This is a genomic window from Paenibacillus sp. LRG-1 (assembly GCF_057220305.1).
Genome location: NZ_CM170126.1, coordinates 4,749,384 through 4,765,125 on the forward strand (window position 1 = coordinate 4,749,384; position 15,742 = coordinate 4,765,125).

A 15,742-nucleotide genomic window follows, 5' to 3' on the forward strand; every position below is an offset into this window, starting at 1 on the left:
ATTGAAAATTGATGATATTGCAAGGCTTGCAGGTGTTTCGAAATCTGCTGTCTCTCTTGCTTTTAATAACAAACCCGGAGTCAGTGAAGAAACCAAGGAGCAAATTCTAAAAATAGCCCAAGAGCATGGATATAAACCACGCACCATGAAGACAAGCAAGGAAGTCATTAAAAATCATCATGTGATACGCTTTGTGGCCTGTAAAAATACAGACATCGTAACAGAGCATTATGATTCACTTCCATTTTTCAATGAATTAATTCATCATATTACCAATCAGGTGAGAGAACATGGAAACACCTTGATTTTTTCGTCTTTTGATAGCCATAGCCTCGAAGAAGAATTATCTATTTTGGAAAAAGATCAGCCTTCTTCAGGCATACTTCTGCTTGGCACCAATTTAACTTCCGAGATTATTCATTCTATACAATCCATTCATTCCAATATCGTGATTTTAGATACCTACTTTGAACACGTCGACGCCAGTTTCGTATCTATTAACAACTATCTTGGTGGGTATCAGGCAGGCCAATATTTAATTCAGTCAGGACACAGAAAGATAGGATACGTACAATCCAGTACCAGAATTCTTAACTTTAAAAAACGAAAGGAAGGGTTTATGGCGGCTTTAGAGGAGCACAATCTTTCCATAGAAAATGGGCTTATATTTGATATGCATCCCATGCTTGTAATGTCACAGGACGCATTTAAAACAGCTATTCATGAATTGAATGAGCTACCTTCGGCCCTATTTTGCGAAAATGATTATATGGCGATCAGTGCAATTAAAACGTTTCAGGAAATGAACATTCGAGTGCCTGAACAAATTTCCGTCATGGGATTTGATAATATTCATGAGGCCAAGGTCATTAGCCCGGAACTCACAACCATTCATGTGAAAAAGGATATTTTGGCCCGAACTGCTGTAAATTTGCTTATGGAGAGGCATAACAATCATCAGGGGCATCATACTCAGGTTCTTGTGAATACAGAGGTTATTGAAAGAAGATCTTGTTTAGCCACAGAATGACCTATAATCATTGGCTTATTATTGCTTGTTCTCTCTATGATTTTAGAATAAAGCCGCCGTGTTGGCGGCCTTTTCTATCATCGGATTCCATATTAGACATTCCAATTTCTCGTCATTCGCTGAAATCTTCCTCTGTCAAATCCATATTTACGCTCGCAGCGGTTCGACTGCCGTCGGCCGCGGCAAAAATCAACTGAGAAGGCATGAAGTACGATGAATCCCCGGCAGCATATACACCGGGTATGGAGGTTCTCCCCGCTTCATCCGTCTTGATCCCGCCCGACTCCGTTCTTTCACAGCCCAAACGTTCTCCAAACGGTGCACTTCGTACAAACTGGGGAGTCACGAAGCCGCCGACCCTCGGGACTTGAGTGCCATCCGTAAATCGCACATGCTCCAGCTTTCCATTGTGACCGATGAACGCCGCAACAGGTTGCTCCATTACCACAATTCCCTTGGATTGAAGCCGTTCTTTTTGCTCATCCGACAGGGATGCATGACCGTTCGTACATACGATCAAATCCTTACTCCAGTTAAGGAGTAGTTTGGCTGTATGAAATATAGCCGCCGATTCAGAGACAAGGACAAGCGGTTGATCCCGCAACTCCCAGCCGTCGCAATAAGGGCAATTAAACAGACTTTTCCCGTATAACGGATAAAAACCTTCGATCTCGGGGAATATCTCCTTTACGCCCGTCGCTAATATCAATTTTCGCGCTTGAACGCGAAGGCCTGACGAATCAAGCACCTCAAATCCGGATTCGTTTTTCGTAATCGAAACAACCTCGGTTTGCAGATGATGGACAGACGGATAACGCAGCACTTCCTCATAAGCTACACGGCGGAACTCGGCTGGCGTTACGCCGTCTCTCGTAATAAAACCATGCGACGCATGCGTAACCGCATTTCTGGGCCGATTATTATCAATCAAAGCCACATTTCTTCTTGCCCTGCCCAGCACGAGGGCTGCATTCAATCCGGCGGGCCCTCCACCAATAATAGCGCAATCGTACAGCATAACACCCAACTCCTTTTCGAAGATATTAAAGACTCTTTATATCTGTAATAAAACCAAAAAACGCTTTACATAACTGGCAACCACCCTCTTTCTATATAAAGTCGCTTACTTTTAAACTTGCGTTTGCTTTTGCGCCAAATCGACCAATTTCGTATTTTTAAGATGTCGTTCCATTTTCTCCTCTGCTTCCCTCATTACAGTTTGAATCAGGCACTCAGATCCGTGGACAAAATCACATTCAAACAAAGAATTCGTACCTTCAATGGCATGGATAATATCCAAAAAAGTAAGATCATCTTTATGACGGGATAGGCGATAGCCTCCATTGGCTCCAGAAACGGATTCGATCATTCCAGCCTTCACAAGCCTCGTCAAAATTTTTGAAAGATAAGTTGGTGAAACATTTTGGGATTCGGCCAATTGCTGAACACCTACCGGCTTAACCGACGAATCAGCAACGAGCATGAGCATGGTGTGCAGTGCATAATTTGTAGCTTTTGTAAATTTCATAACTACACCTCAATCAAAGACTTATTGTGTCTACTATATCTCTGAATCTGCTGGTGTGTCAAGGTCATCTAGGATTTACGCTGTTGTCAACCCTTCTTTTGGTTACGCTCTAACCGTTGTATACTGTTCATCAGAACAGCTAAGAAAGGGGGCTCGTTGTGCGTATTTTTGATATTCTTCGTATATTGGTTGCTGAACAGATGGTCAATGGAGAACACTTGGCAAATGCATTAAAGGTATCTTCTCGAACGATACGAACGGATTTAAAGGAATTGGGTGCGCTGTTGTCAAAACATGGAGCAGCAGTTAAACCCCTTAAAGGAACGGGCTACAAGTTAGAGGTTCGGGACGAACAAGCATTTCATCATCTGCTGAAGCAATTAAAGGATTATGAAAATAATGTACCCTATCCATTAGCGAATTCTTCTGAAGCCAGAAATCGTTTTTTAATGAAAAAGCTGCTGCTTACCAATGCATATGTCAAACTTGATGATTTAGCCGAGATCCTGTATGTTAGTCGATCTACTTTACAGAATGACCTCAAAGAACTACGCAAGTTATTGGCAACTTACGGACTTTCCCTGGAGAATAGACCCTATCATGGTATTCGAGTCAAAGGTAATGAGGCCAGGCTGCGTTATTGCATTTCCGACTATATATTTAATAGGATAGATGAAATAGGCAACCAGCAGATGTCCCCCCCTCCTCTGATCTCTAACGAAGAGATGGAATTCATAAGAGAAGTGATTCTGGATCGTATTGAGATCAATGATATTCAGCTGTCGGACATTGCCCTGAACAATCTGGTCATTCATATTGCTATAGCATGTAAGCGTATTCGCGAAGAAAGGTATGTTTCGTATTATCCTCAGGAGATGAAAAAAATCGAAGCGCAAAAAGAGTTTAGGGTGGCGACTGAGATCGTATCCGCCTTGGAACAAAACATGAAGTACTCCTTTCCACTTGTTGAAGTTGCGTACATTGCTGTTCACCTGTTGGGTATAAGGACCGTCGTTAGTGCCCGTATGGATGAAGTGGAGATTAAAAAGATCATTGATAAAGATATCTACGAACTGACTATTGAAATACTGGACCAAATTGATCAGCAGTTGAAAATGAACATTCAAAACGATCAAGAATTGCTGATTGCTTTTTGCCTTCACCTCAAACCGGTAATTAACCGCTATCAATACGGAATGAATTTGCGTAATCCTATGCTGGATGAAATCAAAGCCAATTACCCGCTTGCCTTTGAAGCAGGTATCATTGCTGCGGAAGTCATCAAGCAGCGGCTTCATATACACATCGAGGAAAATGAAATTGGGTATTTAGCCATTCATATCGGAGTCGCGATGGAAAGAAAGAAAATGGAGGACGCGCCCAAAAGATGTATGATCGTATGTGCTTCTGGACTCGGTAGCGCTAAGCTGCTGTATTACAAGCTTCAATCGGTCTTCGGTTCCAGGTTGGATATCGTGGGAACCACTGAATTTTATAAGCTGAAACAAATGCCGTTGGATACACTGGACTTTGTTATTAGCACGATCCCCATTTCAGAACCGCTTTCTATCCCCATGATCCATGTGAATACATTTTTAGGCGGTTCCGATATTACTAAAATTGAGCAAGCCATTTCTGAGACCAGACTTCCTGCTGTGCAGTATGTACGAAAAAAATTGGTCTTTCTTCAGCAGAAGTTTGAGAACAAACTCCAAGTGCTTGAATTTATAGCCGAAAAAATACACGAAGCAGATCTTGTAAAAGGCCCCCTGCTGCAATCTGTAATAGAGCGTGAAGCCGTTTCCCCCACTTCATTTGGCAACTTTGTCGCGATCCCGCATCCGATGGAACCTTTCGCAGATTCTACGTTTTGGGTCATCTGTACATTACAAAAAGCTATCGACTGGGACGGCAAGCCGGTACAATTTATTTGTATGCTCTGCATACAGCGTACTAAATCAGAAGATTTACAGACTATGTATCATATTTTGCTTGATATTTTAAATAATGAACAGCTCGTCCAGCAGCTTATTCGCTGCAAGTCGTATACAGAATTCATAGAAGTGTTGCATAAAAATTGTTGAACATGAGGAGTATGAAGAACGATTTATTTCCGTTAAGAAGAGGAAATAATGTGCGTTATGTTGAAAGCGATTCCAAATTATAATAGCTATACGAAGGGAAGATTGAAAGGAGAGAAGATCACGTGAATAATGATGAATCTACAGAGCACGACGTGAACATGGAGGACATGGATGATACAGAGATTGTATTCCAAATTATATTATACGCAGGGAATGCACGCAGCTCGGCCATGGAGGCGATTGAGCTTGCAAAGGCGGGGAAATTCCGTGAAGCCAAAGAAGAATTAGCCTCAGCAAAAAAAGAACTGGTGTCCTCCCACAAAATTCAAACCAGAATCATCCGTAAGGAAGCAGCGGGTGAAAAAACAGAGATGTCCGTCATGATGGTACATGCTCAAGATCATTTGATGAATGCCATCACCATTCGCGATATGGCCTCAGAGTTTGTAGACCTGTATGAACGCATTGATCAATTCGTACCGAAATCGTAGAGGGAGGGGCGCTATCTTATGGCTTTCAAAGACAAACTGGTTGACGGCCTCACATCGGTAGCAAATGCAATCAACAATTTTAAATATATTATAGCGATCAAATCAGCTTTTATCACATTGATGCCCGTTATTATTGTCGGTGCCTTTGCTGTACTGATTTCCAATATGGTCATGGACCCGGTCAATGGTTTGGCCCATTTTAGGCCATTCTCATTCCTGGCTGAGTACAAACCGATTTTCTCAGGCATTAACTATGCCAGCTTGAATATCCTTACCATTCTGGCTATTTTCATGATTGGTCTAGAGCTAGGAAAAATTAACGGTGAGAAAAATCTCTTCCCCGGTTTGCTTGCTTTAATCTGTTTTATCTCTGTGACACCAACCACGATAGAGTTGATGGTTAACGGTGACATGCAAAAGGTAACAGACGTCATAGCCCGTCAATTTACGGATACCAAGAGCTTGTTTTTAGGTATTTTCATAAGCATCCTATCCGTTGAGCTATACAGCAAACTGGGCAAGTCCGATAAACTAAAAATTAAAATGCCTGAGAGTGTTCCCAGCAATGTGGCCGTTTCTTTCTCGGCACTCATTCCTACCATTATTACGGTGACTGTCTTCTCAATGTTTGGATTCTTTTTTCATAAGTTTACAGGTCTCTACCTGTACGATGCCGTCTATAATGTGGTGCAAAAACCTCTGGAGACCGTAGTACAGGGACTGCCAGGTATACTGGTGCTGATGCTGGTTGCGCAAATCTTCTGGGTGATCGGTATTCACGGGAACCAAATGGTAAAGCCCATTCGTGAACCCCTGCTGCTTGGCGCGATTACCGTCAACATGACTGCTTATGAGCAAGGACTGCCCATTCCGAACATTATTACGATGCCTTTCTGGGACGTATACATGAGTATCGGTGGTTCAGGAATTACGCTGGCCCTCTTGATTTGTATTATGATCGCTTCCAAGCGTGAAGATATGAAGGAAATAACAAAGCTTTCATTGGGTCCGGGTCTGTTTAATATTAATGAGCCTGTCATTTTTGGACTTCCGATTATGCTGAATCCATTGATGGCTATCCCTTTCATTATTACTCCGCTCATCACAGGAACGATTGGTTACTTCTCGACGTTGCTTGGATTTGCAGGTAAAGCCGTCGTCATGGTTCCATGGACTACTCCGCCTATTATTAATGCCTACCTGTCTACAGGTGGAAGCATTGGCGCCGTCGTAACTCAGATCATTTGTATTGTGGTAGCCATTATCATTTATTTCCCATTCGTCAAAATTGCCAACAAGCGAACGGCTGAATAATGCGTTACTATAGAAATACATCAATTAATTGAAAACGTATTCTTTATACAATGAAAAGGAGAAACATGTCATGGCTAAACATACGATACAAATTCCGTCGAATTTCATCATGGGTGCAGCGGCTTCCGCTTGGCAGACAGAGGGCTGGAGCGGTAAAAAAGAAGGTCAGGACTCATACCTAGACCAATGGTACAAATATGACCGCTATGTCTGGCACAATGGATATGGACCCGCGGTTGCAACCGACTTTTATAATCGCTATACCGAAGATATTGCGCTGATGAAGCAGATTGGCTTAACCCATTATCGTACTTCTATTAATTGGTCCCGCTTCTTAACGGATTATGAGAATGTAGTGGTGGATGAAACGTATGCGGATTATATGGGCCGGGTCATTGATGAGCTGATTGCAAGCGGAGTCGAGCCGATGATTTGTCTAGAACACTATGAGGTACCCGCCTATTTGCTGGACAAATATGAGGGCTGGTCTTCCAAGCATGTGGTGGAGCTGTTTGTAAAATATGCGGAGAAAGTGTTTGAACGGTACGGCGATCGGGTCAAGCACTGGTTTACGTTTAATGAGCCCATTGTTGTACAGACTCGTGTCTATCTAGATGCCCTTCGCTATCCCTATGAACAAAATACGCGGAAGTGGATGCAATGGAACTATAATAAAACGCTGGCTACCGCGAAATGCGTACAGCTTTTCAAAGCAAAAAACTATAGTCAGCAAGGGGCTAAAATAGGCGTTATTCTGAATCCCGAAGTCACTTATGCCCGATCAAGCGCCCCTCATGACCAGTATGCGGCACATGTGTATGATTTATTTTACAATCGAGTATTTCTGGACCCGCTTATTAAAGGCGAATACCCGCAAGAATTGTTCGATCTCATGGGCAAGCATGATATTACATTTGAAGCTACAGCGGAAGAACTGGCAGTCATTAAGGAAAATACCGTTGACTACGTCGGGATCAATCTCTATTATCCCCATCGGGTAAAAGCACAGAGTAAAGCGTGGAACGAAAACACCCCCTTTCACCCCTCTTACTACTATGAGCATTTTGATCTTCCGGGTAAAAGAATGAACAAGTCACGGGGCTGGGAGATTTATCCGAAAATCATTTACGATATGGGAATGCGTATCAAGAACGAATATCACAATATCGAGTGGTTTGTCGCGGAAAATGGTATGGGCATTGAGAATGAAGCTGCTTTCAAAAATGAGGAACACATTATTCAGGACGACTATCGTATTGACTTTATAACTGAGCATTTATACTACACATTACAAGCTGTAGAAGCGGGCTCCAACTGTACAGGTTATATGCTGTGGGCCTTTACAGACAACGTTTCTCCCATGAATGCTTTTAAAAATCGCTATGGACTGGTGGAAATTAACCTTGACAATGATCGAAGTCGGCATTTGAAGAAATCCGGCTACTGGTATCAAGCCGCTATCAAGGAACGCTCATTCATTGCTGATCTGGATGAAGAGTATAAATAGTTAAAAATGAATTCTGGAGGCGCTCAAATATGAAAAAAATTATTTTGGCATGTGCTGCGGGTATGTCCACATCCATTTTGGTTTCTAAAATGAAAAAAGAAGCAACAGCAAGATCCATAGAGCTGAACATCGAAGCCATCCCCGAAAGCACCATCAAGGAAGAGCTAGAAGCCGTTACAGATTCTGTGATTGCTATTTTGCTCGGACCTCAAGTGCGGATGCGTAAAAAGGCAGTAACCGAAATTGCAGCTCCCTATGGTATCCCTGTAGATGTCATTGACACGTTGGCTTATGGTAGAGGAAACGGTGCAGCTGTCCTAGATCAAGCCTTGAAGCTGGCTGGCGAGAACATCTAATTGCTATTCAAATGAAAAAGAGGCTGAGAGTTACCTCAGTCTCTTTCTTGAGTTGCGCGCTCTTTATCAAGACATACCTTCTTTGCCTGAACCCATACTGCTCACATACGTTTCCTGTAAACCGGCAGAAATGCCGTATAGCGGTTCCCAACGAAGCCAATGTCTGGCGACTGCGTTACTAAGACAGCTATGGTGAATGTCTCCCGCTCGCGCTGGTGAATACACAGGGCGGACAGACGAACCGTGCAGCTTTAGTAAATCGTAGGCCAGTCGATTAATGGACGTCGTTCGTCCTGTACTTACATGTACTGTACGTTGGTCCGCTGCATGGATAGCCGCCATATTCGCTCGAACTACATCCTTGACGTACACAAAGTCTCGGGTTTGTGTCCCATCGCCGTGAATGAGCAAGGGACTTCCTTTTTTCAGCCGCTCCATAAAGAGAGCGACTACACCACCCTCTCCCTTCGCGGCCTGACCGGGACCATACACATTTCCATAACGCAAAATCGTATAGTTCATACCGTACAGCCGATAAAAAAGTCGAATATACGATTCTGCGGTCAGCTTGGACAGTCCGTAGCCTGAAATGGGCTCCACGGGATCGTCTTCCTGTATACATTGCTTTTGCAACTCTCCATATACACCGGACGTGGATGCAAATATAAATTTCGACACACTCGCTTCATGACAAGCCTGCAACAAATGAATCGTCCCCAGCACATTCACATCCGCGTCCTCATCGGGTCGATGGATGGATTGCTGCACATCCGCCTGTGCGGCCAAGTGAAACACAATATCCGGGCTTTCCCGAATCAGCAGCGTCCTAGCTTCAGAGCTGCGAATATCCGCAATATGCATGACCGCGCGCGGGTCCACATTTGCCATATTCCCGGTCGTCAGATTATCCAGCACATGCACTCTGATGCCCGAATCAGCAAGCGCACGTACCAGCTGAGAACCAATAAATCCGGCTCCCCCGGTGACCAAAGCCTTCACTAGCTCACCCTCCTTTTGTACCGAAGCATATGACTTCCCTTCGCATCATGTTATGCGACTCCCTATAGCTTGGCGCAGGCACAAGCACAGTCCGAAGACAATCTATAATGTGTCTCTAGAATCTCAGCACCTCAGACATGCAGTCTCACGTTTTCCAGCATATAACGCCACATCTCATCCTGACCGTTCCATATATCCTCAGGTGGCAGCTCCACTGAAACCAGCCGCTCCAACCCCCAGTCCAGCTCCGTCACACCATCAGTCCCTGTATAATCCACGTATAACAAGCGAAAATCATGTGTAATCCTCTGTAATAACACATCATGTAGTTCCACCGCTTGCTCCCGACTACCCCCGAGACGAACCAGTAGCAGACGGGACGCAAGCGCGAATTGGTCCAGTAGACGTGCAATGCGGCGATCAAGCGTCGTTTTGAATGCAGGGTAGGAAGTCAGCTGCTCCGATGTATTCTGGCTAACCGGAAAATGGTGTGCTGCTGTAATCCCATAGGATGCATCCTCAACCATGAAGTTATGCTCGCCGTAATCATGCCCCGTGACACGTAGACTATCAACATCCATAAAATCGGCAAAACGGGCGTCCAGCAAGCGACTGATCTGTGACAAGTTACCGGAAATCATCCAGTCCAGCGGACCCGCATAGGGACGCAGTCCGTTTTTATCCAGCTGAATGGAAGGCAAGCAATGTCCACCCAAACTGAATACAGCATCATAATCCCCCTGCAACCGCTCAAGCACGACGCCCTCCCCTTTCCGAAGACAAGGTCATCCCTTTAAAAAGGGTACGCCAGTGCGGATCACTCTTGTAATTCCATACATCGGCAAAAGGCATTTCCACCGAGCATACATGCGGAAGCTGCCAATCCACCTCCGTCAACTCCGTTACGCCGGAACAATTCACCACCAACAAACGAAATTCATTCGCTACCATGCCCGACAAAATACGTTCCAGTTCCTCTACTTCTTCATAGGTTCCCAGCATACGGACGAACAAGCTGCGCTTCGCCATCTGTGTTTTTGCAAAAAAACGTTCGATACGACGGTCTATCTTTTCCTTGAACTCGGGATAGGTCACCAGATCTGAGGACGTATTGCGTTCCTGCGGAAAATCATGTACCGAGATCACATTATAAGCGATATCTCTGACCATATAATTCAGTTGGCTCGTACCAACGACACTTAAATTAGGCAAATCCATAAATCCGGCAAACCGATTTTCAAGCAAGCGGTTCACATCGGACAGCGTGTCAGACATCATCCAATCCAGTACCCCGGCAAACGGCCGCAAACGGTTCTTTTCCAATTGAATGGCAGGTGTACAGTTTTGTCCCAGACTGAAGACCGCTTCATATTCCCCTGCCAGCTGTGCGAGTCTCATAGCCGCGCCTCCTTTTTTAATACGACCCTTCCCTCAGATCCTGCTTGGCCCTTCTTCTGTAGTCGAAAAGGGACTTCAGGCCGTAGTTTGTTCCACTCTACATTACATGCACAGCACGGCGAAAAGGGTTGGACACCGATGCGCTTTTTGTCAAAGAGGCGTACAACTATCCAGTCCAATCCCGGCTATTTTTCATATCATATTAAGGCTGGTAACCTAACGGAATTCAAGGAGGCATCATCATATGTCCGTGTTTCTTTTAACCGTCGATCACCATCTCGCTTACCACAGCGCCCACATACAAAGCTGCCATGTGACCCTTTTCAATCGTGAAAAGAGAGCCGTCGATGTGTTGCTGGAAATGGGAAATGACAGTGGCGTTTTCCGACGGCAGCTCCTTCGATTGAACCCTTCTCCCGAAGCTGGCTCCGTGCTAGAACTCAAGGATATGGAGACCGCCCAAAATCCTTTTTACCTGCGAGTGGTAACGAGTATTTACAATCCGGAAACGCTGTTTATCCTGGCTGAATTTTTGGAAAACGGGAACATTGTCGCTAAGCGTACAGCCAGTCATTTTACCGTGACACCCTAATGAACGGGCAGAGGAGGAAGAAGGTATGTTGAAATATTCAGTTCAAAACAAAGCTGAGCCAGACACATATGCACTGCCTTTTCAGGTCACCGAACAGGAGAGCGTGCTCTCTACATTAATCATTCCTGCAAGTGAATCTGAAGGACGTATTGTCATTGAAGTCTCTTTGGCATGGGAAAATCCGCTGCTCAACTGGGATATCGGGGAGTTGGACATTCGATTGCGTCGCAATGATGAGCGGGGACCTATGCTGGATTGGTTGCAGGATTCCTGTTATCAGGAGGGATTTGCAGAGTTAAGCTATGAGGAAACAGGAGAACAGGCAGAGCCTTATGTATACTGCTTGACCGTACAATCAGCTGACCGCCGTGCTGTTGTTACGGGGCCGCTCATAATTCGAGGCTCAGTTTATGAAGATTGACAAAAACCTGTTGGACAATGAACTGGAATAAACTAAAGGCAGGTGGGAGTTTTAAGCCCGACCTGCCTTTTTATAGGGTCTGTGCCTTCATGGTGCGGATTGTTTCAGACGTTCCAAAATGTCAGCGTCTGGCAGCTTATAATCTTCCGGCAACGAAGTATTAATTCGGTTCCATATTGCGTAATCGACCTTCAGATCCGGGTGCGACTGCTGGATTTCAAAAATACGGTTGTACAAGTCTCCAACGACAGGAAAAGTCATGCTCTGCCTCCTAACTGTTGAATCAACGTACTCAACGTACTTGATTCAGCGCTTGCCCATAAATATTCACGAGTCGCTCAATCATAACATCCAGAGACCAATGCGCGGTCCCCCATGCTTTGGCATGTTTCCCCATAGCTATCCGCACTTCATCCTGAGCCAGCAAATGCTGCAAATGAGCTGCCAGTGCCTCCACATCGCCAACCGGGGAGACCAGTCCGGTGTGTTCATGCTTCACCATTTCCGGCAGTCCGCCCGCATCCGATACCACTGCCGGAAGCCCCATAATCTGCGCCTCCATGACCGAAAACGGCTGATTATCCTGTATGCTCGGATGGACAAAAAGGTCCGCCAGTTGTAAAAGAGCAGGTACATCTTCACGATGCCCCAGAAAAACCACGTCTTCTGCTAGCCCTAGCTCCTTCGCCTGTGTTTGAAGCTCTTCCCTTTTATCTCCCTCCCCGACAATCCAGCAAACCCAATCCGTACGACTTGCTTTCAGCAGGCCAAGAGCGCTCATTAAATAATGCAGCCCTTTGATATAGACCAGCCGTGAAGGACAAATCATAACTTTTTTCCCCTCAGGTCGTACTATGTCCGTTCCCCGGGCATGGACTTCCCAGAAGTGCTCGGTATCCAATCCGTATTGGAAAGTAGCAATCTGCTGCTCAGGCACTTCGAACTCACGCACAAGCGTCTTTTTCATCCATTCTGTAGACGTAATGGTAATATCCGCGGATAGAGCGCCATAGTGCTCCAGCGCCCAATAATATTTCCACATCAACGTCTCTCGGTAACCCTCCTCATGATCCCTCTCCAGAGCCATCATGACTTCACGAGCCAGCGAGCCATGAATATTCGCTACCAACGCACTGTCCTTACGTTTGACCCGACTTAGAGCACGCGTCGCAATGACATCTTGCGTGTGAATAACATCATACTGCTCAACCCCGAAATACGCCGCTGCCAGCTCCATACAGTATCGATCCTTTTCCACCGTCTGCACCCATGAATCCAAATGTAATACAGGGACAGCCGATTCATTCAACTTCGTATGCAGCAGGGGCAGCAGTTGATCCTTCAGCAGCTCTCTATCTTCAAAAACAATATGGTATTTAGGTGTATCCGGTCCGTTCCCCATCAAGTCTACTGTGTGACCCAGTAGCTCCAGCCTCCGTTTAATTTGCAGCATAAAGGGCCATACGCCACCCAAATGAGGAATCGGCCAGTACGTAGCCAACAAAATTTTCAAAACAGCCTCACCTCCTCTGTCTCGTACGCTGAGCTACATTCCGTTGCTTCCGTAAATTTGCTGGAAACCCGATAACGCATCTGTCCAGACCGCAAAAAATCCATTATTCGGCACGATCGTTACATCAATAAAATTACCAATCGTAACGACTGGAACAGGACTAATCCCGTTAGGATTAAAGGAGCTGTCTGTTATTCTGAGGTTCGTAAATGTATTCCCTCCGTTCGTTGATTCGGCCACAAATACGTCTAATAAAGAGGTCGTTATTTGATTGGTATAATATACGATCTTAATCACACCGGTCACAGGTGAAACATCAATAGCCGGGAAAAAATGCTGTGCCCCTGCACTAGCCCCTGTCACAGATTGCGGCGCAGTCCAGCTTAATCCACCATCCACCGAACGGGCGAGCAGCACATCCGCATACCCTGCCCGATTATCCTGCCAGACCGCATAAAGTGTTCCCTGATTCGGGCTAGTAGAGCGATCCACCGCAATGTTGGCCATCGGCAGCACATTGAAGCCAAACCCGGGCACGGGCAACGGACTCGGAACCGGGACAACAGAAGATACAGGCAGCGAAGAACTGAATGCTGTCCCCCCATTGAAGGACACAATGACCTGATATTGGTTAACCGGATTAGTTACAATGTACCCGACATAAATCACCCCAGTAATGCTCACGGTGATTTCCCCCCGCGTGATCTGATTAGAGCCAGCGGTGAGCACCACGGGTGTATCCCACGTGATCCCTCCATCCTGCGAACGCTGGAAAAACATGACTGATCCGCCAAAAAAGTCTGGATTGTACTGATGCGTATAACATAAATAGATGTTTCCGGTATAGGAGCTGACCTGAGAAGTATCAAATTTCACGCCGACCTCAACATTATTGACAAATGTCCCATACCCCCGCTGGGCAATCACGGGCGGATCAAATGTATTACCGTTGTCTCTGGATACATAGGTAGCGATAGTACCGCTCAAGCCGTCTGCGGTAAATACGTGACAGGCTATGACAAACAAGTTGGGAAAACCGTAGCTGACGCTATGGGATTCCGCCCCTACATAGCCGGCTGGCAGCGGTAAAATCTGCTGTGTGAAGGAGACACCGCCGTTACCTGAACGGTATACTGCTGTCAACGGCGGCCCTGTCGTAAAATCGATAGCCGCAGACACAATGGTACCGTCAAGCAGGTTGAAAGCTACACTCGGCTCCTGCGCCAGCCTTCCATTAGGCGTGAGCTGTACGTTCGGCATCAGGCTTCACCTCCCGGTACACCAGCAAAAATCGTCAGGCTGCCTGTACGCGTATCCGTCCAGACGGAAATGTAACTATTCGGCGGTACGATGGCGACATCAATATAGTCGCCGATCAGCTCTGATTCGCCTCCACCGACATTCGGATTAAAGGAGGTCGTTGTGAGACGACTGTTCGTAAAGGTGTTGCCTCCATCTGACGATTGGGCGGTGAACACATCCAGATTAAAGCCGTCCAGGCGATTGGTATAGTACACGACAACGACCAATCCCGTCTTAGGCGACACCGAAATCGCAGGAAAGAAATTTTGCGAGCCGGGCGGGCTGTCCGTCACGATGATCGGAGCACTCCAGGTACCGCCAAAATCGCTTGATTTGGACAATAAAATATTGCTGTATCCCTGACCAAAATCCTGCCAAACGGCATATAGCGTATTTGTTGTGGAAGGCACACCCGAGCAGTCCGCGGCCAAGCTAGGGAAATTCAATATCCGAAAGTCATAACCAGGAACGGGCAAAGGATTGGGCACCAGCGTTATATTGGACACAAGAATATCCCCGCTGAAAGTTGCCCCTCCATCAAAGGAGCGCCGGATAAAGAAAGCCGGTGTCTGCGGCCCTGTACGAATCCAACTGACATATACACTGCCATATTTGTCGACCGCAGGCTCAGGCCGCTCCGTGGAGGATTGGATATTGGAAAGCAATAACGGTCGATCCCAGGTCAATCCTCCATCCGTAGAACGCTGGTAAAAGGCCGCAGACCGGGCATTAAACTCTACGTTGTATTGGCGGTTATACGTAACGTAGACGTGCCCTAAATAGGGACTTGCTCCTGCATTATCCGTCGTAATATTGGTCCAGTCATTATTAATGTAATCTCCATAGCCCGGGTTAATGACCACTGGAGGATCAAAGGTGGCACCATCGTCCGTAGAGCGATAGACCACAACAGCCCCGTTCTCATTTCCTGGAAACACATGTGCGGATATGATGAAAATATTCGGGAACAGATAGGCTACCATTCCTGCCTCGGCTCCTGTATATCCCGGTGGAATTGGCAGTAAAGTATCAGTCCAGTTCGCCCCGGCGTCCAAGGAACGATACAGTCCAATGAGTGGGGGCCCACTACTAAAGTCAACAGCGACAGCTACAACGATATTCGGATTCAACAAATTAACGGCGACACTGGGCTCAAATTTGGGCAAACCGCTGGGTGTTACCTGAAAATTAAAGGGCATCGTGAGCA

General features: G+C 45.9%; 17 protein-coding genes. 8 read left to right on the forward strand and 9 right to left on the reverse strand.

Features of this window, described 5'->3' with window-relative positions:
- Position 1 precedes the first annotated feature (1 nt).
- Positions 2-1,030 carry a LacI family DNA-binding transcriptional regulator gene (locus tag ACUUJN_RS20990; protein WP_484668896.1) on the forward strand — a complete coding sequence of 343 codons (1,029 nt, stop codon included), beginning with the start codon at positions 2-4 and terminating at the stop codon, positions 1,028-1,030.
- A 112-nt stretch (positions 1,031-1,142) separates the two neighbouring features.
- On the opposite strand, the gene ACUUJN_RS20995 is transcribed toward ACUUJN_RS20990, so the two are convergent.
- Positions 1,143-2,048: an NAD(P)/FAD-dependent oxidoreductase gene (locus tag ACUUJN_RS20995; protein ID WP_484668897.1), complete on the reverse strand. Its 906-nt coding sequence runs from the start codon at positions 2,046-2,048 to the stop codon at positions 1,143-1,145.
- 111 nt (positions 2,049-2,159) lie between these two features.
- The gene (locus tag ACUUJN_RS21000) at positions 2,160-2,558 is read right to left on the reverse strand and encodes an Rrf2 family transcriptional regulator (RefSeq protein ID WP_023990086.1); all 399 of its coding nucleotides are present in this window, start codon (positions 2,556-2,558) and stop codon (positions 2,160-2,162) included.
- A gap of 158 nt (positions 2,559-2,716) precedes the next feature.
- Between ACUUJN_RS21000 and ACUUJN_RS21005 the strand changes: the two genes are divergently transcribed.
- The 5 genes from ACUUJN_RS21005 to ACUUJN_RS21025 all read left to right on the forward strand — a co-directional run bounded on the left by ACUUJN_RS21005 (position 2,717) and on the right by ACUUJN_RS21025 (position 8,310).
- A complete protein-coding gene (locus tag ACUUJN_RS21005) occupies positions 2,717-4,642 on the forward strand; it encodes a BglG family transcription antiterminator (protein ID WP_484668898.1) in 1,926 nt (641 codons plus the stop codon).
- 122 nt (positions 4,643-4,764) lie between these two features.
- On the forward strand, positions 4,765-5,133 hold the full coding sequence (locus ACUUJN_RS21010) for a PTS lactose/cellobiose transporter subunit IIA (protein ID WP_049828407.1): 369 nt from the start codon (positions 4,765-4,767) through the stop codon (positions 5,131-5,133).
- Positions 5,134-5,151: 18 nt separating this feature from the next.
- Entirely contained in the window at positions 5,152-6,447 is a 1,296-nt protein-coding gene (locus tag ACUUJN_RS21015) for a PTS sugar transporter subunit IIC (RefSeq protein WP_028541485.1), read from the forward strand.
- Positions 6,448-6,517: 70 nt separating this feature from the next.
- Positions 6,518-7,954 (forward strand): glycoside hydrolase family 1 protein, encoded by a 1,437-nt coding sequence (locus tag ACUUJN_RS21020; protein ID WP_068941793.1) that lies wholly within the window; start codon positions 6,518-6,520, stop codon positions 7,952-7,954.
- Between the two features lie 29 nt (positions 7,955-7,983).
- Positions 7,984-8,310, forward strand: a complete 327-nt coding sequence (locus ACUUJN_RS21025; protein ID WP_023990091.1) for a PTS sugar transporter subunit IIB — start codon at positions 7,984-7,986, stop codon at positions 8,308-8,310.
- Between the two features lie 66 nt (positions 8,311-8,376).
- Here the strand turns inward: ACUUJN_RS21025 and ACUUJN_RS21030 are convergent, their stop codons facing one another.
- From ACUUJN_RS21030 to ACUUJN_RS21040, 3 genes are all read right to left on the reverse strand, one after another.
- Entirely contained in the window at positions 8,377-9,309 is a 933-nt protein-coding gene (locus tag ACUUJN_RS21030) for an NAD-dependent epimerase/dehydratase family protein (RefSeq protein WP_484668899.1), read from the reverse strand.
- Between the two features lie 131 nt (positions 9,310-9,440).
- Positions 9,441-10,067, reverse strand: a complete 627-nt coding sequence (locus tag ACUUJN_RS21035) for a DUF1796 family putative cysteine peptidase (protein ID WP_023990093.1) — start codon at positions 10,065-10,067, stop codon at positions 9,441-9,443.
- Positions 10,060-10,707: a DUF1796 family putative cysteine peptidase gene (locus ACUUJN_RS21040; RefSeq protein WP_023990094.1), complete on the reverse strand. Its 648-nt coding sequence runs from the start codon at positions 10,705-10,707 to the stop codon at positions 10,060-10,062. The genes ACUUJN_RS21035 and ACUUJN_RS21040 overlap by 8 nt, the downstream gene beginning before the upstream one ends.
- Positions 10,708-10,951: 244 nt before the next feature.
- Here ACUUJN_RS21040 and ACUUJN_RS21045 point away from each other — a divergent pair, with 244 nt between their 5' ends.
- Together ACUUJN_RS21045 and ACUUJN_RS21050 are read left to right on the forward strand one after the other, a co-directional pair.
- Entirely contained in the window at positions 10,952-11,299 is a 348-nt protein-coding gene (locus ACUUJN_RS21045) for a hypothetical protein (protein WP_023990095.1), read from the forward strand.
- Positions 11,300-11,324: 25 nt separating this feature from the next.
- Entirely contained in the window at positions 11,325-11,720 is a 396-nt protein-coding gene (locus ACUUJN_RS21050; RefSeq protein ID WP_028541483.1) for a hypothetical protein, read from the forward strand.
- 87 nt (positions 11,721-11,807) lie between these two features.
- Here the strand turns inward: ACUUJN_RS21050 and ACUUJN_RS21055 are convergent, their stop codons facing one another.
- The 4 genes from ACUUJN_RS21055 to ACUUJN_RS21070 are packed head-to-tail and all read right to left on the reverse strand — an operon-like array spanning position 11,808 to position 15,734.
- Positions 11,808-11,981: a hypothetical protein gene (locus ACUUJN_RS21055; RefSeq protein ID WP_167348638.1), complete on the reverse strand. Its 174-nt coding sequence runs from the start codon at positions 11,979-11,981 to the stop codon at positions 11,808-11,810.
- Between the two features lie 31 nt (positions 11,982-12,012).
- Positions 12,013-13,233, reverse strand: coding sequence for a glycosyltransferase family 4 protein (locus ACUUJN_RS21060; RefSeq protein WP_484668900.1), 1,221 nt, complete (start codon positions 13,231-13,233; stop codon positions 12,013-12,015).
- A gap of 33 nt (positions 13,234-13,266) precedes the next feature.
- Complete coding sequence (locus tag ACUUJN_RS21065; RefSeq protein ID WP_258297125.1) at positions 13,267-14,493, reverse strand: sialidase family protein; 1,227 nt, start codon at positions 14,491-14,493, stop codon at positions 13,267-13,269.
- Positions 14,493-15,734, reverse strand: a complete 1,242-nt coding sequence (locus tag ACUUJN_RS21070) for a sialidase family protein (RefSeq protein WP_340857810.1) — start codon at positions 15,732-15,734, stop codon at positions 14,493-14,495. Before ACUUJN_RS21070 ends, ACUUJN_RS21065 begins: the two co-directional genes overlap by 1 nt.
- Positions 15,735-15,742: the final 8 nt, after the last annotated feature.